This is a genomic window from Nonomuraea sp. NPDC049152 (assembly GCF_040648355.1).
GTDB lineage: Bacteria > Actinomycetota > Actinomycetes > Streptosporangiales > Streptosporangiaceae > Nonomuraea.
The window spans coordinates 410,482-431,681 of record NZ_JBEZDO010000004.1 but is presented as its reverse complement, the minus strand read 5'-3'; the positions used below and the strand labels follow the sequence as shown (position 1 = coordinate 431,681).

Annotated in this window: 20 protein-coding genes; 11 read left to right on the top strand and 9 right to left on the bottom strand. The window is 70.4% G+C overall.

What is annotated here, in order from left to right; all coding sequences use genetic code 11:
* Positions 1 to 12: 12 nt before the first annotated feature.
* Together AB0B45_RS10960 and AB0B45_RS10955 are read left to right on the top strand one after the other, a co-directional pair.
* The gene (locus tag AB0B45_RS10960) at positions 13 to 912 is read left to right on the top strand and encodes a hypothetical protein (protein ID WP_358128310.1); all 900 of its coding nucleotides are present in this window, start codon (positions 13 to 15) and stop codon (positions 910 to 912) included.
* Positions 909 to 2,141: a methyltransferase gene (locus tag AB0B45_RS10955; RefSeq protein ID WP_358128308.1), complete on the top strand. Its 1,233-nt coding sequence runs from the start codon at positions 909 to 911 to the stop codon at positions 2,139 to 2,141. The genes AB0B45_RS10960 and AB0B45_RS10955 overlap by 4 nt, the downstream gene beginning before the upstream one ends.
* Before the next feature lie 7 nt (positions 2,142 to 2,148).
* Here the strand turns inward: AB0B45_RS10955 and AB0B45_RS10950 are convergent, their stop codons facing one another.
* From AB0B45_RS10950 to AB0B45_RS10930, 5 genes are all read right to left on the bottom strand, one after another.
* Positions 2,149 to 2,769, bottom strand: a complete 621-nt coding sequence (locus AB0B45_RS10950) for a methyltransferase domain-containing protein (RefSeq protein WP_358128306.1) — start codon at positions 2,767 to 2,769, stop codon at positions 2,149 to 2,151.
* Positions 2,770 to 2,784: 15 nt separating this feature from the next.
* On the bottom strand, positions 2,785 to 3,306 hold the full coding sequence (locus tag AB0B45_RS10945) for a hypothetical protein (RefSeq protein ID WP_358128304.1): 522 nt from the start codon (positions 3,304 to 3,306) through the stop codon (positions 2,785 to 2,787).
* 90 nt (positions 3,307 to 3,396) lie between these two features.
* A complete protein-coding gene (locus AB0B45_RS10940; protein ID WP_358128302.1) occupies positions 3,397 to 3,624 on the bottom strand; it encodes a hypothetical protein in 228 nt (75 codons plus the stop codon).
* 366 nt (positions 3,625 to 3,990) lie between these two features.
* Positions 3,991 to 5,094: a glycoside hydrolase family 16 protein gene (locus AB0B45_RS10935; RefSeq protein ID WP_358128300.1), complete on the bottom strand. Its 1,104-nt coding sequence runs from the start codon at positions 5,092 to 5,094 to the stop codon at positions 3,991 to 3,993.
* A gap of 819 nt (positions 5,095 to 5,913) precedes the next feature.
* Positions 5,914 to 6,525 carry a TetR/AcrR family transcriptional regulator gene (locus tag AB0B45_RS10930; RefSeq protein ID WP_358128298.1) on the bottom strand — a complete coding sequence of 204 codons (612 nt, stop codon included), beginning with the start codon at positions 6,523 to 6,525 and terminating at the stop codon, positions 5,914 to 5,916.
* On the opposite strand from AB0B45_RS10930, the gene AB0B45_RS10925 reads away from it, so the two are divergent.
* The 6 genes from AB0B45_RS10925 (at position 6,500) to AB0B45_RS10900 (ending at position 13,625) form a co-directional block, all read left to right on the top strand.
* Entirely contained in the window at positions 6,500 to 7,018 is a 519-nt protein-coding gene (locus AB0B45_RS10925) for an SRPBCC family protein (RefSeq protein ID WP_358128296.1), read from the top strand. The genes AB0B45_RS10930 and AB0B45_RS10925 overlap by 26 nt on opposite strands.
* Before the next feature lie 459 nt (positions 7,019 to 7,477).
* Positions 7,478 to 8,683, top strand: a complete 1,206-nt coding sequence (locus AB0B45_RS10920) for a hypothetical protein (RefSeq protein WP_358128295.1) — start codon at positions 7,478 to 7,480, stop codon at positions 8,681 to 8,683.
* Between the two features lie 25 nt (positions 8,684 to 8,708).
* Complete coding sequence (locus AB0B45_RS10915; RefSeq protein WP_358128294.1) at positions 8,709 to 10,493, top strand: hypothetical protein; 1,785 nt, start codon at positions 8,709 to 8,711, stop codon at positions 10,491 to 10,493.
* A gap of 14 nt (positions 10,494 to 10,507) precedes the next feature.
* Positions 10,508 to 11,905 (top strand): hypothetical protein, encoded by a 1,398-nt coding sequence (locus AB0B45_RS10910; protein WP_358128292.1) that lies wholly within the window; start codon positions 10,508 to 10,510, stop codon positions 11,903 to 11,905.
* A gap of 23 nt (positions 11,906 to 11,928) precedes the next feature.
* Positions 11,929 to 12,918, top strand: coding sequence for a MinD/ParA family protein (locus AB0B45_RS10905; protein WP_358128290.1), 990 nt, complete (start codon positions 11,929 to 11,931; stop codon positions 12,916 to 12,918).
* 11 nt (positions 12,919 to 12,929) lie between these two features.
* The gene (locus AB0B45_RS10900; RefSeq protein WP_358128288.1) at positions 12,930 to 13,625 is read left to right on the top strand and encodes a hypothetical protein; all 696 of its coding nucleotides are present in this window, start codon (positions 12,930 to 12,932) and stop codon (positions 13,623 to 13,625) included.
* 123 nt (positions 13,626 to 13,748) lie between these two features.
* Here the strand turns inward: AB0B45_RS10900 and AB0B45_RS10895 are convergent, their stop codons facing one another.
* Positions 13,749 to 14,078 (bottom strand): hypothetical protein, encoded by a 330-nt coding sequence (locus AB0B45_RS10895; RefSeq protein WP_358128286.1) that lies wholly within the window; start codon positions 14,076 to 14,078, stop codon positions 13,749 to 13,751.
* 24 nt (positions 14,079 to 14,102) lie between these two features.
* Complete coding sequence (locus AB0B45_RS10890; RefSeq protein WP_358128284.1) at positions 14,103 to 14,933, bottom strand: hypothetical protein; 831 nt, start codon at positions 14,931 to 14,933, stop codon at positions 14,103 to 14,105.
* A 105-nt stretch (positions 14,934 to 15,038) separates the two neighbouring features.
* Between AB0B45_RS10890 and AB0B45_RS10885 the strand changes: the two genes are divergently transcribed.
* The 3 genes from AB0B45_RS10885 to AB0B45_RS10875 all read left to right on the top strand — a co-directional run bounded on the left by AB0B45_RS10885 (position 15,039) and on the right by AB0B45_RS10875 (position 17,905).
* Positions 15,039 to 15,779: a glycoside hydrolase family 16 protein gene (locus tag AB0B45_RS10885; RefSeq protein WP_358128282.1), complete on the top strand. Its 741-nt coding sequence runs from the start codon at positions 15,039 to 15,041 to the stop codon at positions 15,777 to 15,779.
* Positions 15,780 to 15,908: 129 nt separating this feature from the next.
* The gene (locus AB0B45_RS10880; protein ID WP_358128280.1) at positions 15,909 to 16,787 is read left to right on the top strand and encodes an alpha/beta hydrolase; all 879 of its coding nucleotides are present in this window, start codon (positions 15,909 to 15,911) and stop codon (positions 16,785 to 16,787) included.
* A 314-nt stretch (positions 16,788 to 17,101) separates the two neighbouring features.
* A complete protein-coding gene (locus AB0B45_RS10875; protein WP_358128278.1) occupies positions 17,102 to 17,905 on the top strand; it encodes an SAM-dependent methyltransferase in 804 nt (267 codons plus the stop codon).
* A 48-nt stretch (positions 17,906 to 17,953) separates the two neighbouring features.
* Here the strand turns inward: AB0B45_RS10875 and AB0B45_RS10870 are convergent, their stop codons facing one another.
* Together AB0B45_RS10870 and AB0B45_RS10865 are read right to left on the bottom strand one after the other, a co-directional pair.
* Positions 17,954 to 18,163 carry a hypothetical protein gene (locus tag AB0B45_RS10870; protein WP_358128276.1) on the bottom strand — a complete coding sequence of 70 codons (210 nt, stop codon included), beginning with the start codon at positions 18,161 to 18,163 and terminating at the stop codon, positions 17,954 to 17,956.
* A 325-nt stretch (positions 18,164 to 18,488) separates the two neighbouring features.
* Positions 18,489 to 20,774 carry an excinuclease ABC subunit UvrA gene (locus AB0B45_RS10865; RefSeq protein WP_358128384.1) on the bottom strand — a complete coding sequence of 762 codons (2,286 nt, stop codon included), beginning with the start codon at positions 20,772 to 20,774 and terminating at the stop codon, positions 18,489 to 18,491.
* Between the last annotated feature and the right edge of the window lie 426 nt (positions 20,775 to 21,200).

The window sequence follows — 21,200 nt, the reverse complement described above, 5'->3', positions numbered from 1 at the left end:
AAGGAGGAGGATATGGAAGAGAAGTGGGCCAAGAGGGTCCTGGCCGGGGTCCTCGTCGCGCTGTTCGCCGGGCTGCTGGCCTACAAGGTGCTGCAGGCAGGTCACCTGGAGCAGACGGCGGTGTTCTACGTGGGCATCCCCGCCGTCATCGCCATCACCGTCGTGCTCGTGGCGCGGCCGAGGTCGGCGACCGGGATGATCATGGCTGTGCTCACCGTCGCCCTTGCGCTGGCCGGCCCGCTGCTCGGCGAGGGCATCGTCTGCCTGCTGTTCGCCGCGCCGCTGTTCTACCTCGTCGGCGCGCTGATCGGCCTGTTCATCGACCATGTCGGCAAGCGGTCCAAGGGGCTGAACGCGATCGCGGTGCCGTTGCTGCTGCTCGTGGCCGTCGAGGGCGCGGGCGAGGCCACGTCGATACCGCGTGTGGAGCGGGTGAGCGCGACGCGAATCGCCATGGGAGACCTGGAGCTGTCTCTTGCCTCGGTGCCGGACTTCCAGCCGTATGAGTCGGCGTTCCTGCGACTCGGTTTTCCCAAGCCGCTCCAGGCCATGGGAGTGGGGCTCGAGCCGGGGGCCACCCGTGAGATCACCTTCGACCCGCGCAGGTCGCTGGGCATCGGAGCGCCGGCCGAGCCGCGTGCGATGACGCTTCGAGTCAAGGAACGGGCGCCGGGAAGGGTGGTGTTCGAGGTGGTCAGGGACACCACGCTGGCGCGCTGGCTGGAGCTGCGCGAAGCCGAGTTCGCCTGGTCGGCCGGGCGTCTGACGGTGTCGCTGAGCTACCGCAGGACCTTCGACCCCTCCTGGTACTTCGGCCCGCTGCAGCGCTACGCGGTCACCCGGGCCGCCGACTACCTCGCCGCCACCTTCGCCGCTTCCGCCGCAGGACGGCACGCCGGTGGCGCCTCGTGAGCGCCGCGCTGATCCGCGCTCTGGGCCTGATGGCACCGCTGCTCGCAGTCGTCCTCGCCGCCGTCCTACAGCGCCGCCTCGACGAGCGCCGGATCGCCGCAGCACTGCTGGCCACAGGGTGGAACCTTCTGGTGCTGGCGGTGGTCAACCTGGTCGGCTGGTGGAGTTTCCACGCCGAGGGTGGGGTGGTGGCGGGGATTCCCGTGGACCTGTTGCTCGGCTGGGCGCTGCTGTGGGGAGCGCTGCCCGCGCTGGCCTTCCCGCTCGCGCCCGTGCCACTCATCGCCGCCGCTCTGGCTTGGCTCGATCTCGCGCTCATGCCACTGGCCGAACCGGTGGTCGTGCTCGGGCCGCAGTGGCTCACGGGCGAGGCGGTGGCGGTCGCCCTCGCACTGGTGCCTGGGCTGCTCATCGCGCGCTGGACCGTCCTGGGCAGCCGCCTCGGGGCGCGAGCCGTGTTCCAGGTGCTGCTGGCAGCCGGACTCGGGGTTCTGCTGCCGGTCGCCGTCCTCGAGGCGTGGCGGCAGCCGGGGTGGATGCTGGCGCTCATGGTGCAGGCGCTCGCCGTACCTGGAGTGCTCGGGCTCGCCGCGGTGCGCGAGTTCGCGGTGTCCGGCGGAGGCACTCCGCTGCCGTACGACCCGCCACGCCACCTGGTGACCGGCGGCCCCTACGCCTACGTCCGCAACCCGATGCAGGTGGCGATGACCGCAGGCTATCTGCTGCTTTCCCTGCTCGACATGCGCCTGCTCGGCGGGGCGGCGATCTCGTTCGCGTACGGCGCTGGCCTGGCCGCCTGGCACGAGGGCGACCAGCTCGACCGGCGGTTCGGCCAGGCGTGGCGCGACTACCGCGCCCGGGTGCGCCCGTGGGCGCCCAGGCTTCGACCGGCCATGCCGCCCGCGAGGGTCTACGTCGCCGCCGGCTGCGGCCAGTGCAGCCAGGTGGGCGCGTGGATCGAGCGGCACCGGCCGGTAGGGCTCGACGTGGTCCCTGCCGAGGGACATCCGGCCGGCCTGCGGCGGATCACCTACGAGCGGCTCGGCGGCCCGGACGCCCAGGGCGTGGCGGCGATCGCGCACGTGCTGACCCATATCCACCTCGGCTGGGCGCTGGTGGGCTGGCTTCTCCTGCTGCCGGGAGTCCGGGGGTTCGCTCAGCTGTGCGTGGACGCGCTGGGAGGGGGACCTCGAGATCTGCACGGTGTGCCGCTAAGTGGGCGCGGGTGAGGGGAGGTCAGCGGCGTCGGGCCCAGAACAGGGCGTGCCCACCGTCGCCTTCGGGCACGAACTCTTCCTGCTCGACGGTCAGGCCGGCTTGAGTGATCCAGGACCTGTTCGTGGCGGCGTCCGCGTGGCTCCACCACATCGCGGTCCCGCCGCCCAGCCAGTCCTCATCGACGCCGGTCCAGGCCTGATGTCCAGTGGTCCCCAGGAACCAACCGCCGGGTCGCAGCCATCCGGCGATCTTCTCCAGCAGCGGAAGCTGTTCCTCGAGCGGGATGTGGATGAGTGCGTACAAGGAGACGACCGCATCGAAGGAGCCCGGCCCGAAGTCCACAGCCGTGGCGTCGGCGCGGATGAAGTCGGCCTGCGGGACGAGCTCCCTGGCCCTGCGTATCTGCACCTCACTGATGTCGACGCCGGTGACCCGGTGGCCTGCGGCCGTCAGCGCGCGGGCGACGGGAACCCCGCTTCCGCACCCGAGATCCAGCACGGCGCCTCCGGGTGGGATACGGCCGCGCAGTGCGCTGATCCACGGCTGGTACTTCGTCTCGGCGGCATACGCCTGGTCGTAGCGAAGGGAGAGCGCGTCGTAGCCACGCCGGACGAGGTCTTTGGGATCTTCGATGTCCACGTCAGCGCAGGCTAGTCATCCACGTTGAGAGGCCGCGAACGGTTTTCTCCACCGCCCGGTCAGGCCGGCGGATACCTTGCGACCATGAGCGAAGGGGAATCGAACCGGAACGCCGTCGTCATTCCCGGTGGGATGTACGGACCGCAGGCAGGGTTGCTCGCCTACGCGAGCGAGACAGCCGCCGATCTTCGTGGTCAGCCGCGCCGCCACGTCGGCCTGCCACTCCGGAGGGCGCGTGGCCGGCACGCGGACCACGGTCGCCAGGTGGGGCGAAGGTCCTTGCCAGCGTTCCCGCGGCAGTTCGAGGTCGCGGCGGGTCAGCCAGGCGGCCGCGGCGGCCGGGCCCGCGATCGTGCCCGCGCCCGCGCCCGCGACCAGCAGCGGCGCCCTGTACTCGGCGAGCGCGTCCTCCGTCTCCCAGCGGGCCTCCATCCACATCGTCTCCAGGTCCCATGCGGACCACTCGGCGACGTCCGCGTCGCCCCCGTATTCGGCGATCCAGCTCTCCTGGGCCGTACGCGTGGCGTTGTCGCGCATCTCCTTGAAGAAAGCTCAGCGCGATCTCCCGGTGGGCCAGCGCCTCGGTCTCGCGCTCGGTGATGAGGTCACGCACCTCTTGCCAGGCGCTCATCGGGCGACCTCCAGGGCGGCGTCCGCCAGGTCGTAGCCGGCGCGGGCCGTACCCACCGGCATCCCCGTTGGCTCCAGCTCGCACGCGGTCGACGCCGCGCTGTCGGCGGTCAGGCCGTACAGTCGCGGGGTCTTGGTGAAGCAGTCGGACGTCGGTGATCCCAGACGTCCGTTCACGAGCGTCGAGGGCGCGACGTAGTTGTACGCCTGCGTCGCAGTTGTCATGCGCGGGACACTAGAGATCATTACCGACAGAATCGGGCGGCCTTCCCGAGCCGGCGGGCAAGAGTGGCGGCTATCGGCCCGCGCCCATGTGCGGCAGCGCCAAGGGGCCGACGCCGCCCTGCCGCGACATCTGCCGGAGTCATCACCGACGCCGAGGATCCGCCCCCGGTGAGGACTCGTCGGGGTGGGCGTGGCGGCAGGCCGTTTGCGCTCTGGAGCCGGTGGACGCGGGTGGCCGTGCCAAGCGGCTCGCGCAGGGTGCCGTCCGCGACGGACCCGTCACTCTGGAAGCGGATCGCCCCGACCACTCGGCCCAGGCCCAGAGCGGAGCGCTCCGGATCTGGGCCTGGGCCGGAGCTTCGATCGTCAGGCCAGAGGCTTCTGGTAGACCCGCACGTAGTCCACGAGGAGCTTGGCGGGGAACACCGTGCTGCTGTCCGGGTCGCCGACCCAGCCGTCTCCGCCGCCCACGGCCAGGTTCAGGATCATGGCGTGCGCGTGGCGGAACGACATGCCCCAGGCGGCGCCCACCTGAGCCGCGGTCATCGTACGGGTGACCACTCCGTCGATCGACCACTTGATGTAGCCGGTGGCGCTCGCGTCCCAGTCCACCGCGTAGGTGTGCCAGTCGTCGATGGTCTCGCCGTTCGGCAGCGTCGTGCTGTCACCCACGTTGATGTCGGGAAGTCCGCCGTGCGCGTGCTGCTCGACGAGGGTGGGATAGTTGCCGAGCGCCTCCATCACGTCGATCTCGCCGCTGGCCGGCCAATCGACCTGCGCGTTGTTCCCGCCGACCGTCCAGAACGCGGGCCAGAGACCCTTGCCGAGCGGGAGCTTCATCCGCGCCTCGAGGTGGCCGCCCGCCTGCTGCCAGGACGGCAGGCCCTCGTTGCCTTCCCAGTCGAGCATGGTCAGCCTGGCCGTGGCGTACCGGCAGTCTTCCGTCCCACACTTGGCCCCGGGGGTGACCGCACGGTCAGCGGTGATCACGAGGTTTCCCTGGCCGTCGAGCTTGGCGTGGTCCAGCTTGTACTCGGCGATGGTGCCGGTGCAGGCCTGGTGCCAGCAGGGGTCGTTGAACCACGTCGTCTTGCTGAGCCCGGTGTTCGGGCCCGCTCCCGCCGTACCCGTGAAGTCCTGGTTGAACGTCACCGGATTGGCCGAGACGGTGAACGTCTTACGCGGCGTCAGTTCCTTCCAGACGTCGTTGGCCAGGTAGGCGACGAAGTAGGTGTAGGTGCCCGCGGCGTAGGCCCTCGGGTCGGTCGTGAACGTGGTCGCGGTCGGCGAGAGCGTGGTCTCGATCGCGCCGGGGAAGTCGACGATCTGACCGGCGGAGTCGCGCACCGCGATCGTGAGCGCCTGGACGGCGAGCGTCTGCGACGCGCGGACCTTCGCGGTGGCGGTCATCGGACGGCTGGCCGTGGGCGAGGCGACGCTGAGGGACAGCGCGTCCACGGTCACGGTCACCGCAGCCGAGGCTGGTGTCGCGCTCAAGGCCGCCACGGTCAACACGGTGGTGGCGATCAGAGCACGGAGGATTTTGCGCAAGTACGGTCTCCCGTTCCGCTGGATGGGCGGGGCCACGCAGAAACGATCAACAGTGTGAGCGCGCGGATTGCTTTCGGTCAAGGCCCTAATAAGCATTCATGAGCAGTACATCGGGTATTAAAGAATCTACGGTCGGGGCCGTAATCGAGAAGTGACAGAGCGGTGCGCGGCGGGCTGCCGGTAGAGCAAGCCAGACAAAAGGGACTTGCAAGTCGCTTCAGCTAGAAAACTACAAATAACACCACAAACCCGGAGAGCTGCGAATCCAACGGGCGCCGAGATCACAGCCACGATCGTGACAGCGTCGCCGCTCGCTGACCCCAATCCCACGACGGACAAGGAGACTACATTGACCGACGCCCAGGAACTGCAGAACCCGCCACTGCGGGCCCTTCGCATAGGCGCCCTGCCGCTCAGCCAGACAGGGGATCTGCTCGTCAGCCTGATGATCAGCGGTATCTGCGCTCTGGCCAAGCTGGGCCGCTTGATACAACCTCTGACCGGACCACCGAGGAACCCCGCCCGCCGCCCGCTTCCGGTATGGCGCCCCTCTCCGTCGTGCACGTCCTCCTTGTCGTGGCCCTCAGAGCCACCGCGATCCTCCAGGACTTCCGACCTGCCCCTCTGACACGTCACCGTCTCCACCGCTCGGGCGGTTCGGCCCGTCGTCTTGGAGCGCGGGCCCAACACGTGGCCTTCGTGACCCCGCTTCGTGACCCCGCGCAGGCCACGGAATCGTCATTGGTCGCGCACGTTGAGGGCGCGGATGGCGTGGTCGACCCACGTGGACAGAAACAGGTCAGGGTCGAGGTCCCCAGGCACGTGCCCGATGAGGATTCTCAGGAGCGGGTAGTAGGTCAGCGACGAGATCAACACAGTGGCGGTCGCCTCCGGGTCGGCGACTTGGACCGTGCCGAGTTCACGCTGAGCGCTGATCCACCGGGCGCACTCCTGGTAGAGGCTCGCGATCACGCCCTGCCACATCTGCTCGAAGAGCTCAGGGAACCCGGTGAACTCCCGCAGCATGATCCGGATCAGATCCCGGTCGCCGTCGATCACGCTCCACACGGTGGACGCCATCAGGTGCAGGGCTTCGCGCGGGTCGGCCGGGGCCTGTGCGACAGTCTCCCTGTTCCGGTGGGTCATCGTTTCCAGGTTGCGCCGGACGGCCGCCTCCAGCAGCGCCTTCTTCGAGGGGAAGTGCTTGTAGAGCGCGCCGGACCCCGCGGTCAACCCGCAGGCGACCTGGATGTCGGCCACCGAGGTCGCATCGTATCCCCTGGTCGCGAACAGTCGGACGGCTTCCTTGAGTATGCGTTCACGGGTGACGCCCGGGGTGGTTCTCGCCATAGAAAGAGATTACTCTCTTTCCATGGTTCAGGTTGTCGTGGAACAGGTCATCCGCTGCAAGCCGGAAGAGTTTCTCGAGTTCGTGATGGACGCCGAAGGGTATTCGACGGTCGACGACAAGATCGGGCCGATCGACTGGGTGCGCCGTACCGGTGACGTCACCGAGTTCAAGTTCCGGTCGGCACTGCCGGGGATTCCGGGCCCCGCGCCGAAGGTGGTCTCCCAGATGCGGCTCACGCCGGGCGAGCGCGTCGACGTCAGGTACGCGCCGTTGCCGCAGAACAAGGTGAATCATCGGCTGTCGAGGTTCAGGGCGAGTTTCGTCGCCGAACCGGTCGACGGCGGCACCAAGGTGACGCGGACGATATCGATCGACTTCGCACCCTTCATCCGATGGCTGCTGGAACCGATCCTGCGACGCACCCTTCCCCCGGACGTCGAGAAGGAGGTCAGCAGGGCGAAGGCGCATCTTGAGGGAAGGCACGAAAGGTGACGTCAACGGCCTGAGCGGGCGGAGTCCGTACCGAGACCGCGACCGGCTGGGGGCGGAAGACCGGGTTCGTCGGGATGGTTCGCGGGTGTTGGGGTTTTTGGTCGGGCGTTTATTGCTTGTTGATCTCGCGTGTTTGAGTGTTCGACGCGTCATTGATCTCCATGCCACCGCAAGCCCGGCGTCGTGGCCGTCGAAGGCGCACATCAGCCCTGCATACGCCGCGTCGGATGACCTATAACCCGCTGTAAGGGTCCAGTCAAGGTCTCAAATTATACTTTTTCGTTCCTCTATAGAGAAATGCCGAAATGTCGTTCTAATACGATCCGGAAAGTTCAATTACTACATTTATGACCCTTGAAAGGACGGGCCGTAAGTCTAATATCGGGGTTTGTGTCCCATGATCCATCGGACTTACCAGATAAGCAGGTCTGGCCGACCGGCCACTCCGATGACACAGCCATGACCTCTCCCATCCCTCCGCTGGCAAGGCACAGGTCGCAGCCGCAGCCGCCGGAGGAGTGGGAGCCCGAACGGCTGTCCGCCGGTCCATGGCGGTTGATCATTCGTGCGGGGACCGTATTCGTCGTGCTGGCCGCGGTGGGGATCGGGCTCGGCGCGATTCGATCTTCGCAGGCGCCCTCGCCGAGCATGGCCGCACCCATGGCCACCGCATCGGCGATGGCGCCTCCTCAGGGATCGCCGCAGGCCGGGGCGGCCGGCCAGCCGGTCACGCCGGTGACGCCCGCGAGCCCGGTCACTCCTGCGGCTTCGGCCGCCCCGTCGCGAGGGGACGGGGCGAGGCCGGCGGTCACCGCCCAAGAGGCGAAGCGGGTTCACGATCGCTTCCAGCACGAGCTGTCGGCGGCCCAGCTCGACCTGGACGACAAGGCCGTCGGCGAGCTCGAGCAGGGGCTCGCCCTGGAGATGACCAAGGCGAGCTTCCAGACGGCCAGGATGCAGGACGCCGAGGTGGCGGCCGGGATCTGGCCGGGCACCAAGGTGTGGGTGCCGCGCCGTACGGATGACGCGGGCGACTGGTTCGTGGCCGCCATGCACGAGCCGGGCGTGGCCCGCGTGACCGACCTGCTGGTCAAGACCGAGAAGGGGTGGCGGCTCGCGGCGTCGACCGCCGACACCCGCGACCCCGCGCCCGAGCTGCCGGCCATCGCGGTCGACGCCGACGGCTACGCCAAGAGCCTGGACGAGTTCACCTCGGGCCTGCGCGGAACGCCCAAGCAGGTCGCGCTCGCGCACCTGAGGAGCCTGGAACGAGCCACCAAGGACGACCGGTTCGCCGAAGGACCGTGGACGTCGACAGCCGTACGGCTGTGGCAGCGCGAACGCGCCCAGCTCCGCAAGGCCGGCTGGGACCTGAAGCTGTCGTACCGCCTGAACGGCAAGGTGCGGGCGCTCAGGACCGTCGACGGCGGCGCGCTGGTCTGGTACTCCGCCCGCTCCACCGAGGTGCGTACGGCGCAGCGGCCAGGCACCACGGTGACGCTGAAGGGTTCGGCCGCCGTCCGCACCGCCAACCGCCCGTTCGCCCAGACGGCGAGCGCGACCTACGGGCGGATGTACCTGGCACACGTCCCGCCGATCGGCTCCACCGAGCCCATCAGGGTCATGGGCGACTGGACAGACGTACTGGAGAGCCACGGCACCTGACGAACCACCGGATAAGAGGAGCACCATGACGACATCCCCACGCAGACCTTCCAGGTCAACGGTCGTCACGACAGCACTCACGATCGGCGTGTTCGGCGCCGGGGCAGGACTGGGCAGTTTCCTCCATAATCGCAACGCTCAACCACAGGCCGAGGTCCTCCGCCTGGCCGCGGGAACCTACCAGCTGGACGAACAGGTCGCCGCGTCGTCCTCCGACGCGCTTACCGCCCGCTCGCTCACCGGCGCGGACGAGGGCAGCACGCTGTCGGGCGGTTCAGGTGGCCCGCCGCTGTGCCTGGCGGCCACCGTCGACTGGCTGGCGGTCCAGGGTGCCGGCGAGGCGTGCGCGTCCATCCCCCTGCTGGGCAAGGGGACGACCTCACCTCCTCTTCTCCGCCCGGGGAACCCGGCCGAGCGGTCGACGCCGTCGGAGAAGCCGCAGGAGCCGAAGAAATCGGACAGGCCGGATCCCGCCCCCAAGAGGAGCGATCCGCCGGAGCCCACGCGGATGAACGAGCCGCGGCCCACGGTGCACCAGCCTGCGCCGCAGCCTCCGGCCAGGGACCGGGACGACTCCCCCGCCCCCAGGAAGACCGATCCTCCCGCGCCCAAGAAGAGCGACCCTCCCGCGACGAAGAAGAGCGAGCCCGAGGGGAACGGGAAGTCAGAGGACGGCAAGAAGGAGACGGAGAAGAAGGCCGACACCCCGGCCACCGCCTTACCCAAGGGCACGCTGCGGGCCGTCGAGCCGAACGCCCAGCGGGTGCCCAGCGGCCCGCCCCTCCAGCCGGTCCACCCCCGGCCCGCTGACCAGAACCAGCCCGACCAGAACCCTCCGGGTCAACGCATCCCGAGCCAGAACCCGAGCGGCCAGAACCGGCCTGGCCAGCCGCGCCAGAACCCGACCGTCAACCCGCCGGACCAGGTCCCCACGGCCAGGCAGCCGGCTCCCCGGGTCCCGTCCACCGGCCCGACGGCTCGGCAGCCCGTACCACGGGTTCCCACCACGGGTCCGACGGTTCGACAGCCCACGCCCCGGGTTCCCACAGCCCCGCCTCCTGGCAGGAACCCCACCGACGACCGGCAGTGCCTGGTGACCGGCCCGGACGGGAGCGCGCTTCGACCGGCCGTGGCAGGCGGGATCGCCCCCGGCTGCGAGGATCCCGCCCAGACCGCGTTGCCGACGGCGAGATCCGCCCCGCCGACCTTCAGATCCGTGCCGCCGACCGTCAAGTCCAGCCCGAAGGCCACCCCGATAGCCACGGCGAAGGCCACCGGCAAGCCCTCCCAGCCGTCCATGCCGACGTCGCTACGCCCGGCCGTCACCCCGAACCGCCCGACGAGGGTCACCGGCACCTCGGGCCCGCGCGTCTCCGACGGCACCACCCTGCGCCCCGCCACCCCCGAGGGCGAGAGCCTGCCGATCTTCCAGGATCCCGAGCTCATGCGGCGCGCCGAGGAGGCCCTCGGCCTCGACGGGACGAGGACCTACACCGACGCCAACGGCGAGTGGGACCTCACCATCGCCCCGCCCGGCACCCCCGAGTGCCGCGACTACAGCAAGCAGCAACTCCAGGCGATGGGCGTCTCCGCCGGCTCGCCCGCCAACCTGCCGCGTGACTCGTGCCTGTGGCCCGCCTTCATCCGCTGGCTGTACGCCGAGCCGGCCCCGGGCGAGGTGAGCAACTGGACCAAGTTCACCGGCCTGCCGGACCGGAACCTGCAACTCGTGGTGGTCGATCCGAACAGGGGCAGCGTCCCGTCCCCCGAGACCTCGCCGGGCGTTGTCGAGCCGGACACGGGGCCATGAGCTCTCTTCACGACATGGGAAGTGCCATCCTCGGACCTGACAGGGCTGCCGCGTGGGTGCGCGAGCACGGCGGCCACCTCATGGACTACGCCGTCTACCGGCTGGGCGAGGCCGCCGCGCCCGCCGCCGTCGCCGCCGCGCTCGGCGCGTCGCACTGGCGTGCCGTACCGGAGAACGTCTCCGAGCGCGGCCTGCTGTTCGCGGCGCTGCGCCGCGTGTGCCTGGCCGACCCGTCCTGCGGGGACGGCTACCACCCGGGCACGGGGCCCGGCCTGCCCGACACGGAGCTGATGGAGCGGGCGTGGGCGCTGGTCGATCCGCTGGGCGTGGAAGCGCTGCTGCTGATGTTCCGGCACGAGCTGACCCTCGCCGACCTGTCCCTCGTCCTTGGCCTGCCGGAGGCGGAGGCGCACCGGCTGGTCACCAGGACGCAGGATCTCATCGAGACGCTGGTGAGCGCGCTGGACGCGCTCTCTCGCGGCAGGCCGACCTGCGACGCGCTCGTCCCGCTGGTGGACGCGGCCTTCCCCGCCGGATCGGACGTGGCGCGCTCCGAGCTGCTCAATCACATGATCGAGTGCTCGGCGTGCAACCGGCCGTTCAACATCCACTACACCGTCCCGCAGATGATCGACCAGGTGCCGGTGGCCCCGCTCAGCGTCGCGCGGCGGGAGGAACTGCTGGCGCTGCTGCCTGCCGTACCCGATCCGGCTCCTCCCGCGGTGCCGCGCCAGGCCGCTCCCCACGAGCCCGCAGCGGACCTCGACGTGCGCCCGCCCGCCATCCCGACGCCGGGCCAGGACACGCCGCTGTTCAACGCGCTGGCGTCCGTGGTGTGGGCCCGTGAGGTCCTCTCCCCCACCGACCAGATTCACCTCCCGTCGATCGCGCAGGTGATCCAGGACGGTCCCGTCGAGGCAGGCCCGCCGCCTGCCGCCAGGCCAAGGTCCAGGCTGCCCGAGGCGCTGGCCGCCGCGGGGGCGCGCACCCGCAGTACCGCGGTCAAGGTCGCCATCATGCTCGTCGCCGGTACGGCTGGCATGATCACCGGCCTACAGGTCCTCGGGCCCACGCAGGACCCGCCGCCCGAGACCACGTTCACTCCCTCGGCGAGCCGCGACGTCCTCACTGGACGGCTGACGCTGCCCCCGTCGGTCTCGCTGGACGAGTTCGGCAGGGGAACGATCACGCTGAACCTTCCCGGCGAGCCGGTGAGCTGGCGGATCACCGCGCCCGGCCTGGCCGTCACGCCGTCGTCCGGCACCTCGGGCGATGGCGACCCTGCCGTGATCCAGGTGCGGGCGCTGCGCTTTCGCCACTGGTGCGGTGACCCGTCCCCGGCGGAGGCCGTCCTGACCGTCCAGGGACCCGCCGACTCGCTCACCACCCGCGTTCGCTGGAACACCTGCTGACCCCTTGTGAAAGGACCCTTGCCATGACGGAAACCCCTTCCAGGCTGCAGAAGCCGGCGACCCAGCCGGAGCAGTTCGACCAGTCCATCCCGCTCACGGCCGAACGACTGCTGACCAACCGGCGGCCCGAGCCCGCTGCCGGCTGGCGGCGCCTGGTCTGGCAGCTGTCAGGGCGCAGGTACATCCCTGCCGAGTCGTCGGCCGAGGTCGAACGCCGCAGGCTGATCGCGCAGGCGCAGACCCCGGTGGCCAGCGGGCACCACAGGATCGCGGTCATGAGCCTGAAGGGGGGCGTGGGCAAGACCACGACCACGGCCGCGCTGGGCAACACGCTCGCCTCGCTGAGGGGCGACAGGGTCATCGCCATCGACGCCAACCCCGACAGGGGCACGCTGGGGCTGAAGGTCAAGTCGGAGACCGCCGCGACCATCCGCACGTTGCTGGCCGAGGCCGAGCACATCGTGAGGTACGCCGACGCGCGCGCCTTCACCTCGCAGTCGCCTGCGCGGCTGGAGGTGCTCGCCTCCGACACCGATCCGGCCGTGAGCGAGGCGTTCGACGCCGACGACTACAGGACGGTCGCCGGGCTGATCGAGCGCTACTACTCCATCTGCATCACCGACTGCGGCACCGGTCTGCTGCACGGCGCGATGGGCGCGACGCTGGACATGGCCGACCAGATCGTGCTGGTCAGCCTGGTGGCGGTGGACGGCGCGAACTCGGCGGCGGCCACGCTCGACTGGCTCACCGCGCACGGGCACGCCGACCTGGTGAAGAACGCCATCGTGGTGCTGAACGCCGTCGAGGAGCGCTGCGACGTCGACGTGGACCTGCTGGAGCAGCACTTCAGCGCCCGGTGCAAGACCGTGATCCGCGTGCCGTACGACCCGCACCTGAAGGAGGGCGCCGAGGTCGACCTGCTGCGGCTGCGGCCCACCACCGCCGGAGCCTACCTGCGTCTGGCCGCCGCGGCGGGGCAGGCTTTCAGCCTGCGGCCCGACAGGGGTCACTAGTGTCGCCTGTGATGGAGGACCCGGCCCTGCGCTGGGATCTGGGTCCGGTACGGCGCCGCCACCGGGTCCGCCGGGTGGCGATCGCGGTGGCCGCGGTGCTCGCGGTGGCCGTCGCCGCCTGGATCCTGCGTCCGGGCTCGGACACCGAGCCCGTGACCCTCGCCGAGCCCGCGGGGTACCAGGGCGCGGCGGGCTTCCCCATCGGCTTCCCGCACACCGAACTGGGCGCCGCCTCGGCCGCCGCCGCGACCCTGGAGGCGGCGTGGACGCTCGACGAGGCCCAGGCCATGGCCGCGGCACAGCTGTACGCGGCGCCCGAGCAGCAGCAGGCGGCCCGTGCGGGCGCCGCGAGCGCGACCAAGGGCTGGCGGCGCACCCTCGGCCTGCCTGAGGAGGGCTCGCTGCCCGCGGGCGCGGCCATGAGATCGAGCACGGTCGGCATCCGCTGGCAGGAACGCGCTGAGGACCAGATCCTCGTCTCGGTCCTCGTCCAGGTGACGGCGACCAAGGGCGACGCGGGCCCGCTGTACTCCAGCCCCTACGCCATGAACCTGCTCATGACCTGGCACCCCACCCTGCGCGGCGGCGACTGGGTCAACACCCCTGACACCCGCCCTGTCGCCGCGCCTCCCGCCGCCGCGCCGGGCTCCCCCCAGTTCACCGCGGCGGGCTGGCGGCCCATCGCCCACACCGACCCCGCCCAGTGAGTCCAGGAGATCCCCGCTCATGACCCCAAGCCGCCCCTCCCGGCGCCTTTCCTTCGCCTCCGGCCTGCTGCTGGCCTGCGTGTCCCTGGTGGGTGGCGGAGCGCTCGCCCAGCCATGGATCTCTCACGCCGACATCGAGCCCTCCTCACCCGAAGGGGGCGCCTCGACGTTCGCGCCCAGCTCGGAGCCCGTGCCCGAACCCGCACCCGAGCCCGCTCCCGAGCCGACGCAGGAGCCGACCGCCGAGCCGACGCAGGAGCCCACGGAGGAACCGACCGCCGAGCCGCGCCGCGCGCCGAGGGACGAGCCCACGCGGGAGCCCACCGAGGCGCCGACCGAGGCGCCGACCGACCCCGCGACCGAGGCTCCCACCGATGCTCCCACCGAGACCCCCACCGCGTCGGCGCCGCCGTCGCCCAGGAGGACTCCCGCCACCGCCAGGCCCGCGCCCAAGTCCGAGCCGAAGCCCGTACCCTCTCAACGGCCGGCGCCGAGCGAGAAGCCGACCGCCACCGAAGCCACGAAGCTGGACGTCCCCCTCCCGTCGCCCATCAAGATCACGTTGCCCAAGCCGCGGACCAGCACCGTCCCCAAGCCGAAGCCCACGAGCAGCACCGCGCCGAAGCCGAGGACCTCCACCAGCGCCGCCCCCCAGCCGTCGGCCTCCACCAGCGCGGCGCCCAAACCCTCGGTTCCGACCAGCGCCGCGCCCAAGCCCTCGGTTCCCACGAGCCCCGCGCCCAGTCGCGCCCCCGTCAAGCCCACGGTCCCCACGCCCCCGGTGGCCAGGATCCCGGTGGCCAGGACCCCGGCCGAGCCCGCCGTCCGTCCCAGCGCCTCCGTCAGGCCGCCGTCGGCCGGCCCGGTCAAGGTCTCGTCCCCCGCCCAGGAGCCGTCGCCGCTGCCGATCGCGACGGCGGACGCGAGCCCTCTGCCCTCAGCCCCGCCCACGGCCGGCGCTCCGTTCGTCAGGCCCACGGCCGCCACCGGGCACGCCGTCGACAGCGGCGTCGCGCCCGCCCCCGCTCCGGCCGAGCCCCAGTCGCTCGCGCTCAACCCGCTCAACGCACTCACCACCCGGACCGTCCTGCCGCTGCCCGCGCTCGCGCCGCCCGTCGCCGCGTCCACCGGGCAGACCTGCCTCGCCCAGGACAGCGCCGCGTGCTGGAGCCTGTCACCGTGGCGCGGCAGCACCCCCGGCATCGGAACCGGAGCGTTCGAGTGGGCCTTCGTGCCGCCTGCCGCCGCCCAGCCGTACACAGGGGGCGCCCCCGCCGGAGCGCCCGCCGCCCAGTCACAGGTCGTCATCGGCGCGTCACCCGGAAGAGCCGCCGCGCAGACCGTCGCCGGGCCTACGATGTGCTGGGTTTTCGGGCCCGCGGCCGGCTGCGCCAGGGCAGAAGGGGGTGCCCCGTGAGCTCCAGGCTGCGTTCTCGCGTCGCCGTCGTCGGGCTGGTGACGCTGCTGTGCTGGAGCACGTCCGGATTCGTCGGCGTCGCGACGGCCGCCCCCTGCGCGCAGGTCGCCGACCAGCGCGGGTGGGGGCAGCCCGTGTGGTGCGCCGAGTTCGAGGACTACCTCGACCCGAACGAGTGGGCCGTCTACGACTCGCCCGGCCACGCGGGCAACGGCCGCCGCTCACCCGGCCAGCTGTTCCTCGGCGACGGCTCGCTGTTCCTGTACGGCACGGCCGACGGCACCACCGCGGGGCTCGCGGCCAGGTACACGCAGCTGTACGGACGCTGGGAAGCGCGCATCCGCCTGTATCCGGGCGCAGGCTCCTACCATCCCGTCGCGCTGCTGTGGCCGGCGGGCGGAGGGGGCGGCGTGGCGCCCAACGGGGGTGAGGAGATCGACTTCCTCGAGGTCATCGACGACCCGGGGCGGCAGCGCCCGAACTTCTTCATGCACACCCCCTCGGGGCGCGAAGAGGCGCACGCGAACCTGGACATGACCACCTGGCACACCTACGCGGTGGAGAACTCCCCCGAGGGTGTGGTCGGCTACATCGACGGCCAGGAGTGGTTCAGGTCCGCCATCGCGGCCGTCACCCCGATGTCGGCGTGCCTGCAGCTCGACTGGTTCCCCGGCGAGGGCAGCGCAGGCGAGGCGTGGATGGAGGTCGACTACCTCCGCATCTACGCGCTGACGTGAAGGTCATGACCTGAGCGGCGCGAGCGGTCCGGCGTGGAGCGAGGCCGGTGCGACCCGGCCCGCCCCGCCGGCGGCATCGGGGCCCGACCCCGCACGGGGACTGTCGGAGGCGGATGGCAGGCTGGGTTGATGGACCTACAGATCGCCGGCTTCGACGAACGGCCGATCCTGGTGGACGGCAGGGCCCTACACGTCGCCTCGGGCGGGGACGGGCCGCCGCTGCTGTTGCTGCACGGGTTCCCGCAGACCCATTTGGCCTGGCGGAAGGTCGCGCCCGCGCTGGCCGACGGGTTCCGCGTCGTCTGCCCCGACCTTCCCGGGTACGGCGCGAGCGACGGCCTCGACGGCGGATACGAGGGCTATGCCAAGCGCGCCACCGCCGCGACCATGGTCGCGCTCATGCGGCAGCTCGGACATGAGCGGTTCAGCCTGGTCGGCCACGACCGCGGCGCGCTGGTCGCCTTCCGCGCCGCACTCGACCACCCGGAGGCCATCGCCCATCTCGGCGTGATCGACGTCGTCCCGACGGTGGACATGTGGGAGTCGCTGAACGGGACCGGCGGCGTGTTCGCCTTCCATCTGTACTTCCTCGCCCAGCTCACCGACGTGCCCGAACGGATGATCGGCGCCGATCCCGACGCCTTCTTCGGCCACTTCTTCGACACGTGGGCCGACGATCCCGCCACGATCGAGCCCGGCGTCCGTGAGGCGTACCTGGCCTCGTTCCGGTCGAAGGAGGCCATCCACGCCGTCTGTCAGGACTACCGGGCCAGCGCGTTCGTCGACGCCGTCCATGACGCCGGGGACCGTGAGGCGGGCAGGCGGATCCAGGCGCCCACGCTGGCGATCTGGCAGGACCCGGGCGCGATGGTCCTTCCGTTCGACCCGGAGGCCGTGTGGCGGGGCTGGACGACCGAGCTGCGGACTCTCTGCCTGACCGGCGGGCACTTCCTGCCCGAGGCGCAACCCGAGGCGGTCGCCACGGTGATCAGAAGCCTGATCGGCTGATTCGGGACCTCCCGTCGCGTCTCCCGCTGCCCTCGTCGATCGGCCGGGACGACAGGACGCCCTGCCCGTGACTCCCCTCCACGCTGCCGTCGTTCATCGGCTGCGACGCCAGGACGCCCCCTGCGAGGTCTCGTCCAGCGGGGCCGTCAATCAGGCAGGAGGCAGACGTCGTGCGTTCGGCGTCCACGCGCGGCGAACGACGGGCGAACAGTTCGGAAATGTCGGCTACAGACTGACTTACCTCGCCAGATCACGCATTTACCACCTTTTCGCGCTTTATGATGATCGTTATTGCCCCGCGAGGAGGAACCCCTGTGGCGAAGCAGCCGGATGAGTGGAACAACGCGATCGACACGACCAGGCCGAGCATCGCCAGGGCCTACGACGTCGTCCTCAACGGCAAGGACAACTTCGAGGTCGACCGTGAGTTCGTCGCCGAGATCGTGAAGGTCGTCCCGGAGATCTACGACGTCGCCACCTACAACCGGCAGATCCTCGGCCGTGGTGTGCGGTTCATGGTCGACCAGGGCATCACGCAGTTCATCGACCTCGGCTCCGGTCTGCCGACGGTGGAGAACACCCACCAGGTGGCGCAGCGGGCCGACCCCAAGTCGCACGTCGTCTACGTTGACAACGACCCGATGGTGCTCGCCCACGGCAGGGCGTTGCTGGCGGAGAACGAGCGCACCGCGGTCGTCACCTCCGACCTGCGCGATCCGAAGGCCATCCTCGCTGATCCGGCCGTCCACCGGCTCATCGACTTCGACCGGCCGGTGGGCGTGATGCTGGTCGGCATCCTCCACCACCTGCACGACGATGAGGACCCTCGCGGGATCCTCGAGGCCTACATGGCAGCGGTCCCTTCGGGAAGCTACCTGTTCGTCACGCACTTCTGCGCCTCGAGCCAGGATTCGCGGGACGCGGAGAAGAAGTTCCTCGCGCTCCTCGGGACCGGCCGGTTCCGGACCGTCGAGGAGATCACCTCCTTCTTCGACGGATTCGAACTGGTCGAGCCGGGCGTGGTGCCGCTGCCGCTGTGGCGCCCCGACCAGGCCGTCCCGTCGGACCTGACGGTGGGCCACCGGCTGATGTACGGCGGCATCGCCCGCAAGCCGTAAGACCCCCGGCGGGTCGTGGAGGTCTAGGGGCGGTGGGGTCGTGGGGGTCTAGCGGAAGGCGTCCGCGTGTTCCTCCGCCCACGAGCGGAACGTGCGCGCGGGCCGTCCGAGCAGCCGTTCGACGGTGTCGGTGACTCGCTCGGGCGAGTCCACGAACGCCTTCCACGCCGCCAGTCTCGCCTCCACGAACGCCGCGTTCCCCCACGCCGCCGTCAGCTCCGCGCGCGCCGTCTCCAGCGGCGGCTCCTCCCACCGCACCTCGCGCCCACACGACGCGCTTGGCGTGCCCGGCGATCGCGTCCACGACGGCGGGTTCCACCGGGATACCCGGCCACATCAGGTACACGCTGTCCACGTCACGCAGCGCGGGCTCCAGCGTGTCCGGGGACGACAGGTCACCGCGCACCGCCGTCACGCCGTGGGGAAGCGCGGCCTTGCCGCTAGAACCTCAACCGCAGTCGAGGTCAACCGGGGCACATCCCGACTCCGCGGTGCGGGAGCGGGCCTGAGGCGGAAGCGGGGACCTGGGACGGGGTGGTTGCTCCCGGTGCGGCGAGGGCGTCGTCGGGAGCAACCTCGGCCGTCAGCCGACGTACCCGCGGAGGTGTTCGGCCGTCAGTGACGTGCCCGTCCCCACCAGGTCGGACGGCGGGCCAGAGAACACGACCTGTCCGCCGTCGTGGCCCGCTCCTGGGCCCAGGTCGATGATCCAGTCGGCGTGAGCCATCACCGCCTGGTGGTGCTCGATGACGATGACGGTGTTCCCGTCGTCCACCAGCCGGTCGAGCAGTTCCAGCAGCTGGTCCACGTCCGCGAGGTGGAGCCCCGTCGTCGGCTCGTCCAGCACGTACGTCGTGCCGTTCTTCGCCATGTGGATCGCGAGCTTGAGCCGCTGCCGTTCGCCGCCGGACAGTGTGGTGAGCGGCTGTCCGAGGCCGAGGTAGCCGAGACCGACCGCCGAGAGGCGGTCGAGGATGGTCCTGGCCTGGCCGGTGGTGAAGAACGCGGCGGCCTCCGTCACGGACATGCCGAGGACCTCGCTGATGTTCTTGCCGCGCAGCCGGTAGTTCAGCACCTCGGGCGTGAACCGCTTGCCCTCGCACTCCTCGCACACCGACGCCACCTCGGCCATCATGGCCAGGTCGGTGTAGATGAGGCCGATGCCCTTGCAGGCCGGGCACGCGCCTTCGGAGTTGGCGCTGAACAGGCCTGGCTTCACGCCGTTGGCCTTGGCGAAGGCCGTCCTGATCGGGTCGAGCACTCCCGTGTAGGTGGCCGGGTTGCTGCGGCGGGAGCCGCGGATCGCCGACTGGTCGGCGACGATCACGCCGTCACGCCCCGCGACGTAGCCGTGGATCAGGGAGCTCTTGCCGGATCCGGCGACGCCGGTGACGACGGTGAGCACGCCGAGGGGGATGTCGACGCTCACGTCCCGCAGGTTGTGCAACGTGGCGCCCTCGATCGACAGCTGCCCGGTCGGCTGGCGCACCTTCTCCCGGAGGCTCACCCGGTGGTCGAGGTAGCGGCCCGTCAGGGTGCCGGAGGCGCGCAGGCCGTCCAGGTCACCGGCGTAGCAGATGCGGCCGCCTGCCGTACCGGCGCCTGGACCGAGGTCGACGACGTGGTCGGCGATCACGATCGTCTCCGGCTTGTGCTCGACGACCAGGACGGTGTTGCCCTTGTCGCGCAGTCTGAGCAGCAGGCCGTTCATGCGCTGGATGTCGTGCGGGTGCAGCCCCGCCGTCGGCTCGTCGAAGACGTACGTGACGTCGGTCAGGCTCGAGGTGAGATGACGGACCATCCGCACGCGCTGCGCCTCGCCGCCGGACAGGGTGCCGGACTCGCGGTCGAGGCTCAGGTAGCCGAGGCCGATCTCGACCAGCGAGTCGAGCGTTTCGAGGAGGGTGGTGAGCAGCGGCCCGACCGCCGGGTTCTCGATGCCCCGGACGAACTCGGCCAGGTCGTTGATCTGCATGGCCGAGCACCGCGTGATGCCGTGGCCGTTGATCATCGCGGATCTCGCCGCCGCGTTCAGCCGGGTGCCGCCGCAGGCGGGGCAGCCGGTGAGCTTGACCGCCCGATCGGCGAACGCGCGCGCCTGCGACTGCATCGAGTCGCGGTCCTTGGCCAGGTAGAGCCGCCTGACCTTGGTGACGAGCCCCTCGTAGGTGAGGTTGTTCGAGCCGATCTTGACCTTGGTGGCGGGCTTGTGGAGGAAGTCCTCCCACTGCTCGGGGGTGTAGTCCTGGAGCTTGAGGTCGGGGTCGAAGAAGCCGGAATGGGCCATCAGCTGCCAGTACCAGGTGTCGACCGCGAACCCGGGCACCTTGATCGCCCCGTCGTTCAGCGACCGCTCCCTGTCGACCAGCTCGTCGATGTCGATGTCGGAGACCTTGCCGAGCCCCTCGCACTCGGGGCACATGCCCTCGGCCCTGTTGAAGCTGAAGGCGAAGGGCGGGCCGACGTGAGGGACGCCGATCCGGCTGAACATGATCCGCAGCATGGTGTGGGCGTCGGTTGCGGTGCCCACGGTCGAACGCGCGTTGACGCCCATCCGCTCCTGGTCGACGATGATCGCCGCGCTCAGATTGTGCAGCGAGTCGACGTCGGGCCGGTTGAGGCTCGGCATGAAGTTCTGGATGAACGCCGTGTAGGTCTCGTTGATCAGCCGTCGTGACTCCGCGGCGATCGTGTCGAAGACCAGCGAGGACTTGCCCGAGCCTGAAACGCCGGTGAAGACGCTGAGTCGCCGTTTGGGCAGATCGAGGGAGACGCCCGTCAGGTTGTTCTCCCTGGCACCACGGACCTGGATGAGGTCGTGGCTGTCCGCGGCGGCGTGCGCCGATCCGCGGAGGTCGTGGTGCCGGATGTCGTTTGCCTGCTGGCTGGAAACCACGGGAACCTTTCCATACGAGTGACAGTCTCTACGAACGGCCGTACGGCGACGCTGGAGCCGGAGGCCCGCCATGCCATGCGCCGCAGCACGAAGGGCGCCGTCACGAACCCGGCGATCAGACCTCCGCGGAGCACGTCGGCCAAGCCGTACCGCATCCGGAGGTCATGGGCGTCGTTGACAGGCTCGCGCCCGTCGTCGCTTTCGCCGACATCCGTGCCTTCAAGTTTCTCATTGAAGCGTCCGTGAAGACTTTTCTGATCGACCCGCAGCTCATGAGGGGGACGGCGGCCGATAAGCTTCAACCGCACGTGCAAGCTGTGCGTGGAGGGCGGAAGCATCCTGCCGCCCACCCCTCGCTCACCTTCCGGCTATCGCAGGTTCCACGAGGGGCACCGCACG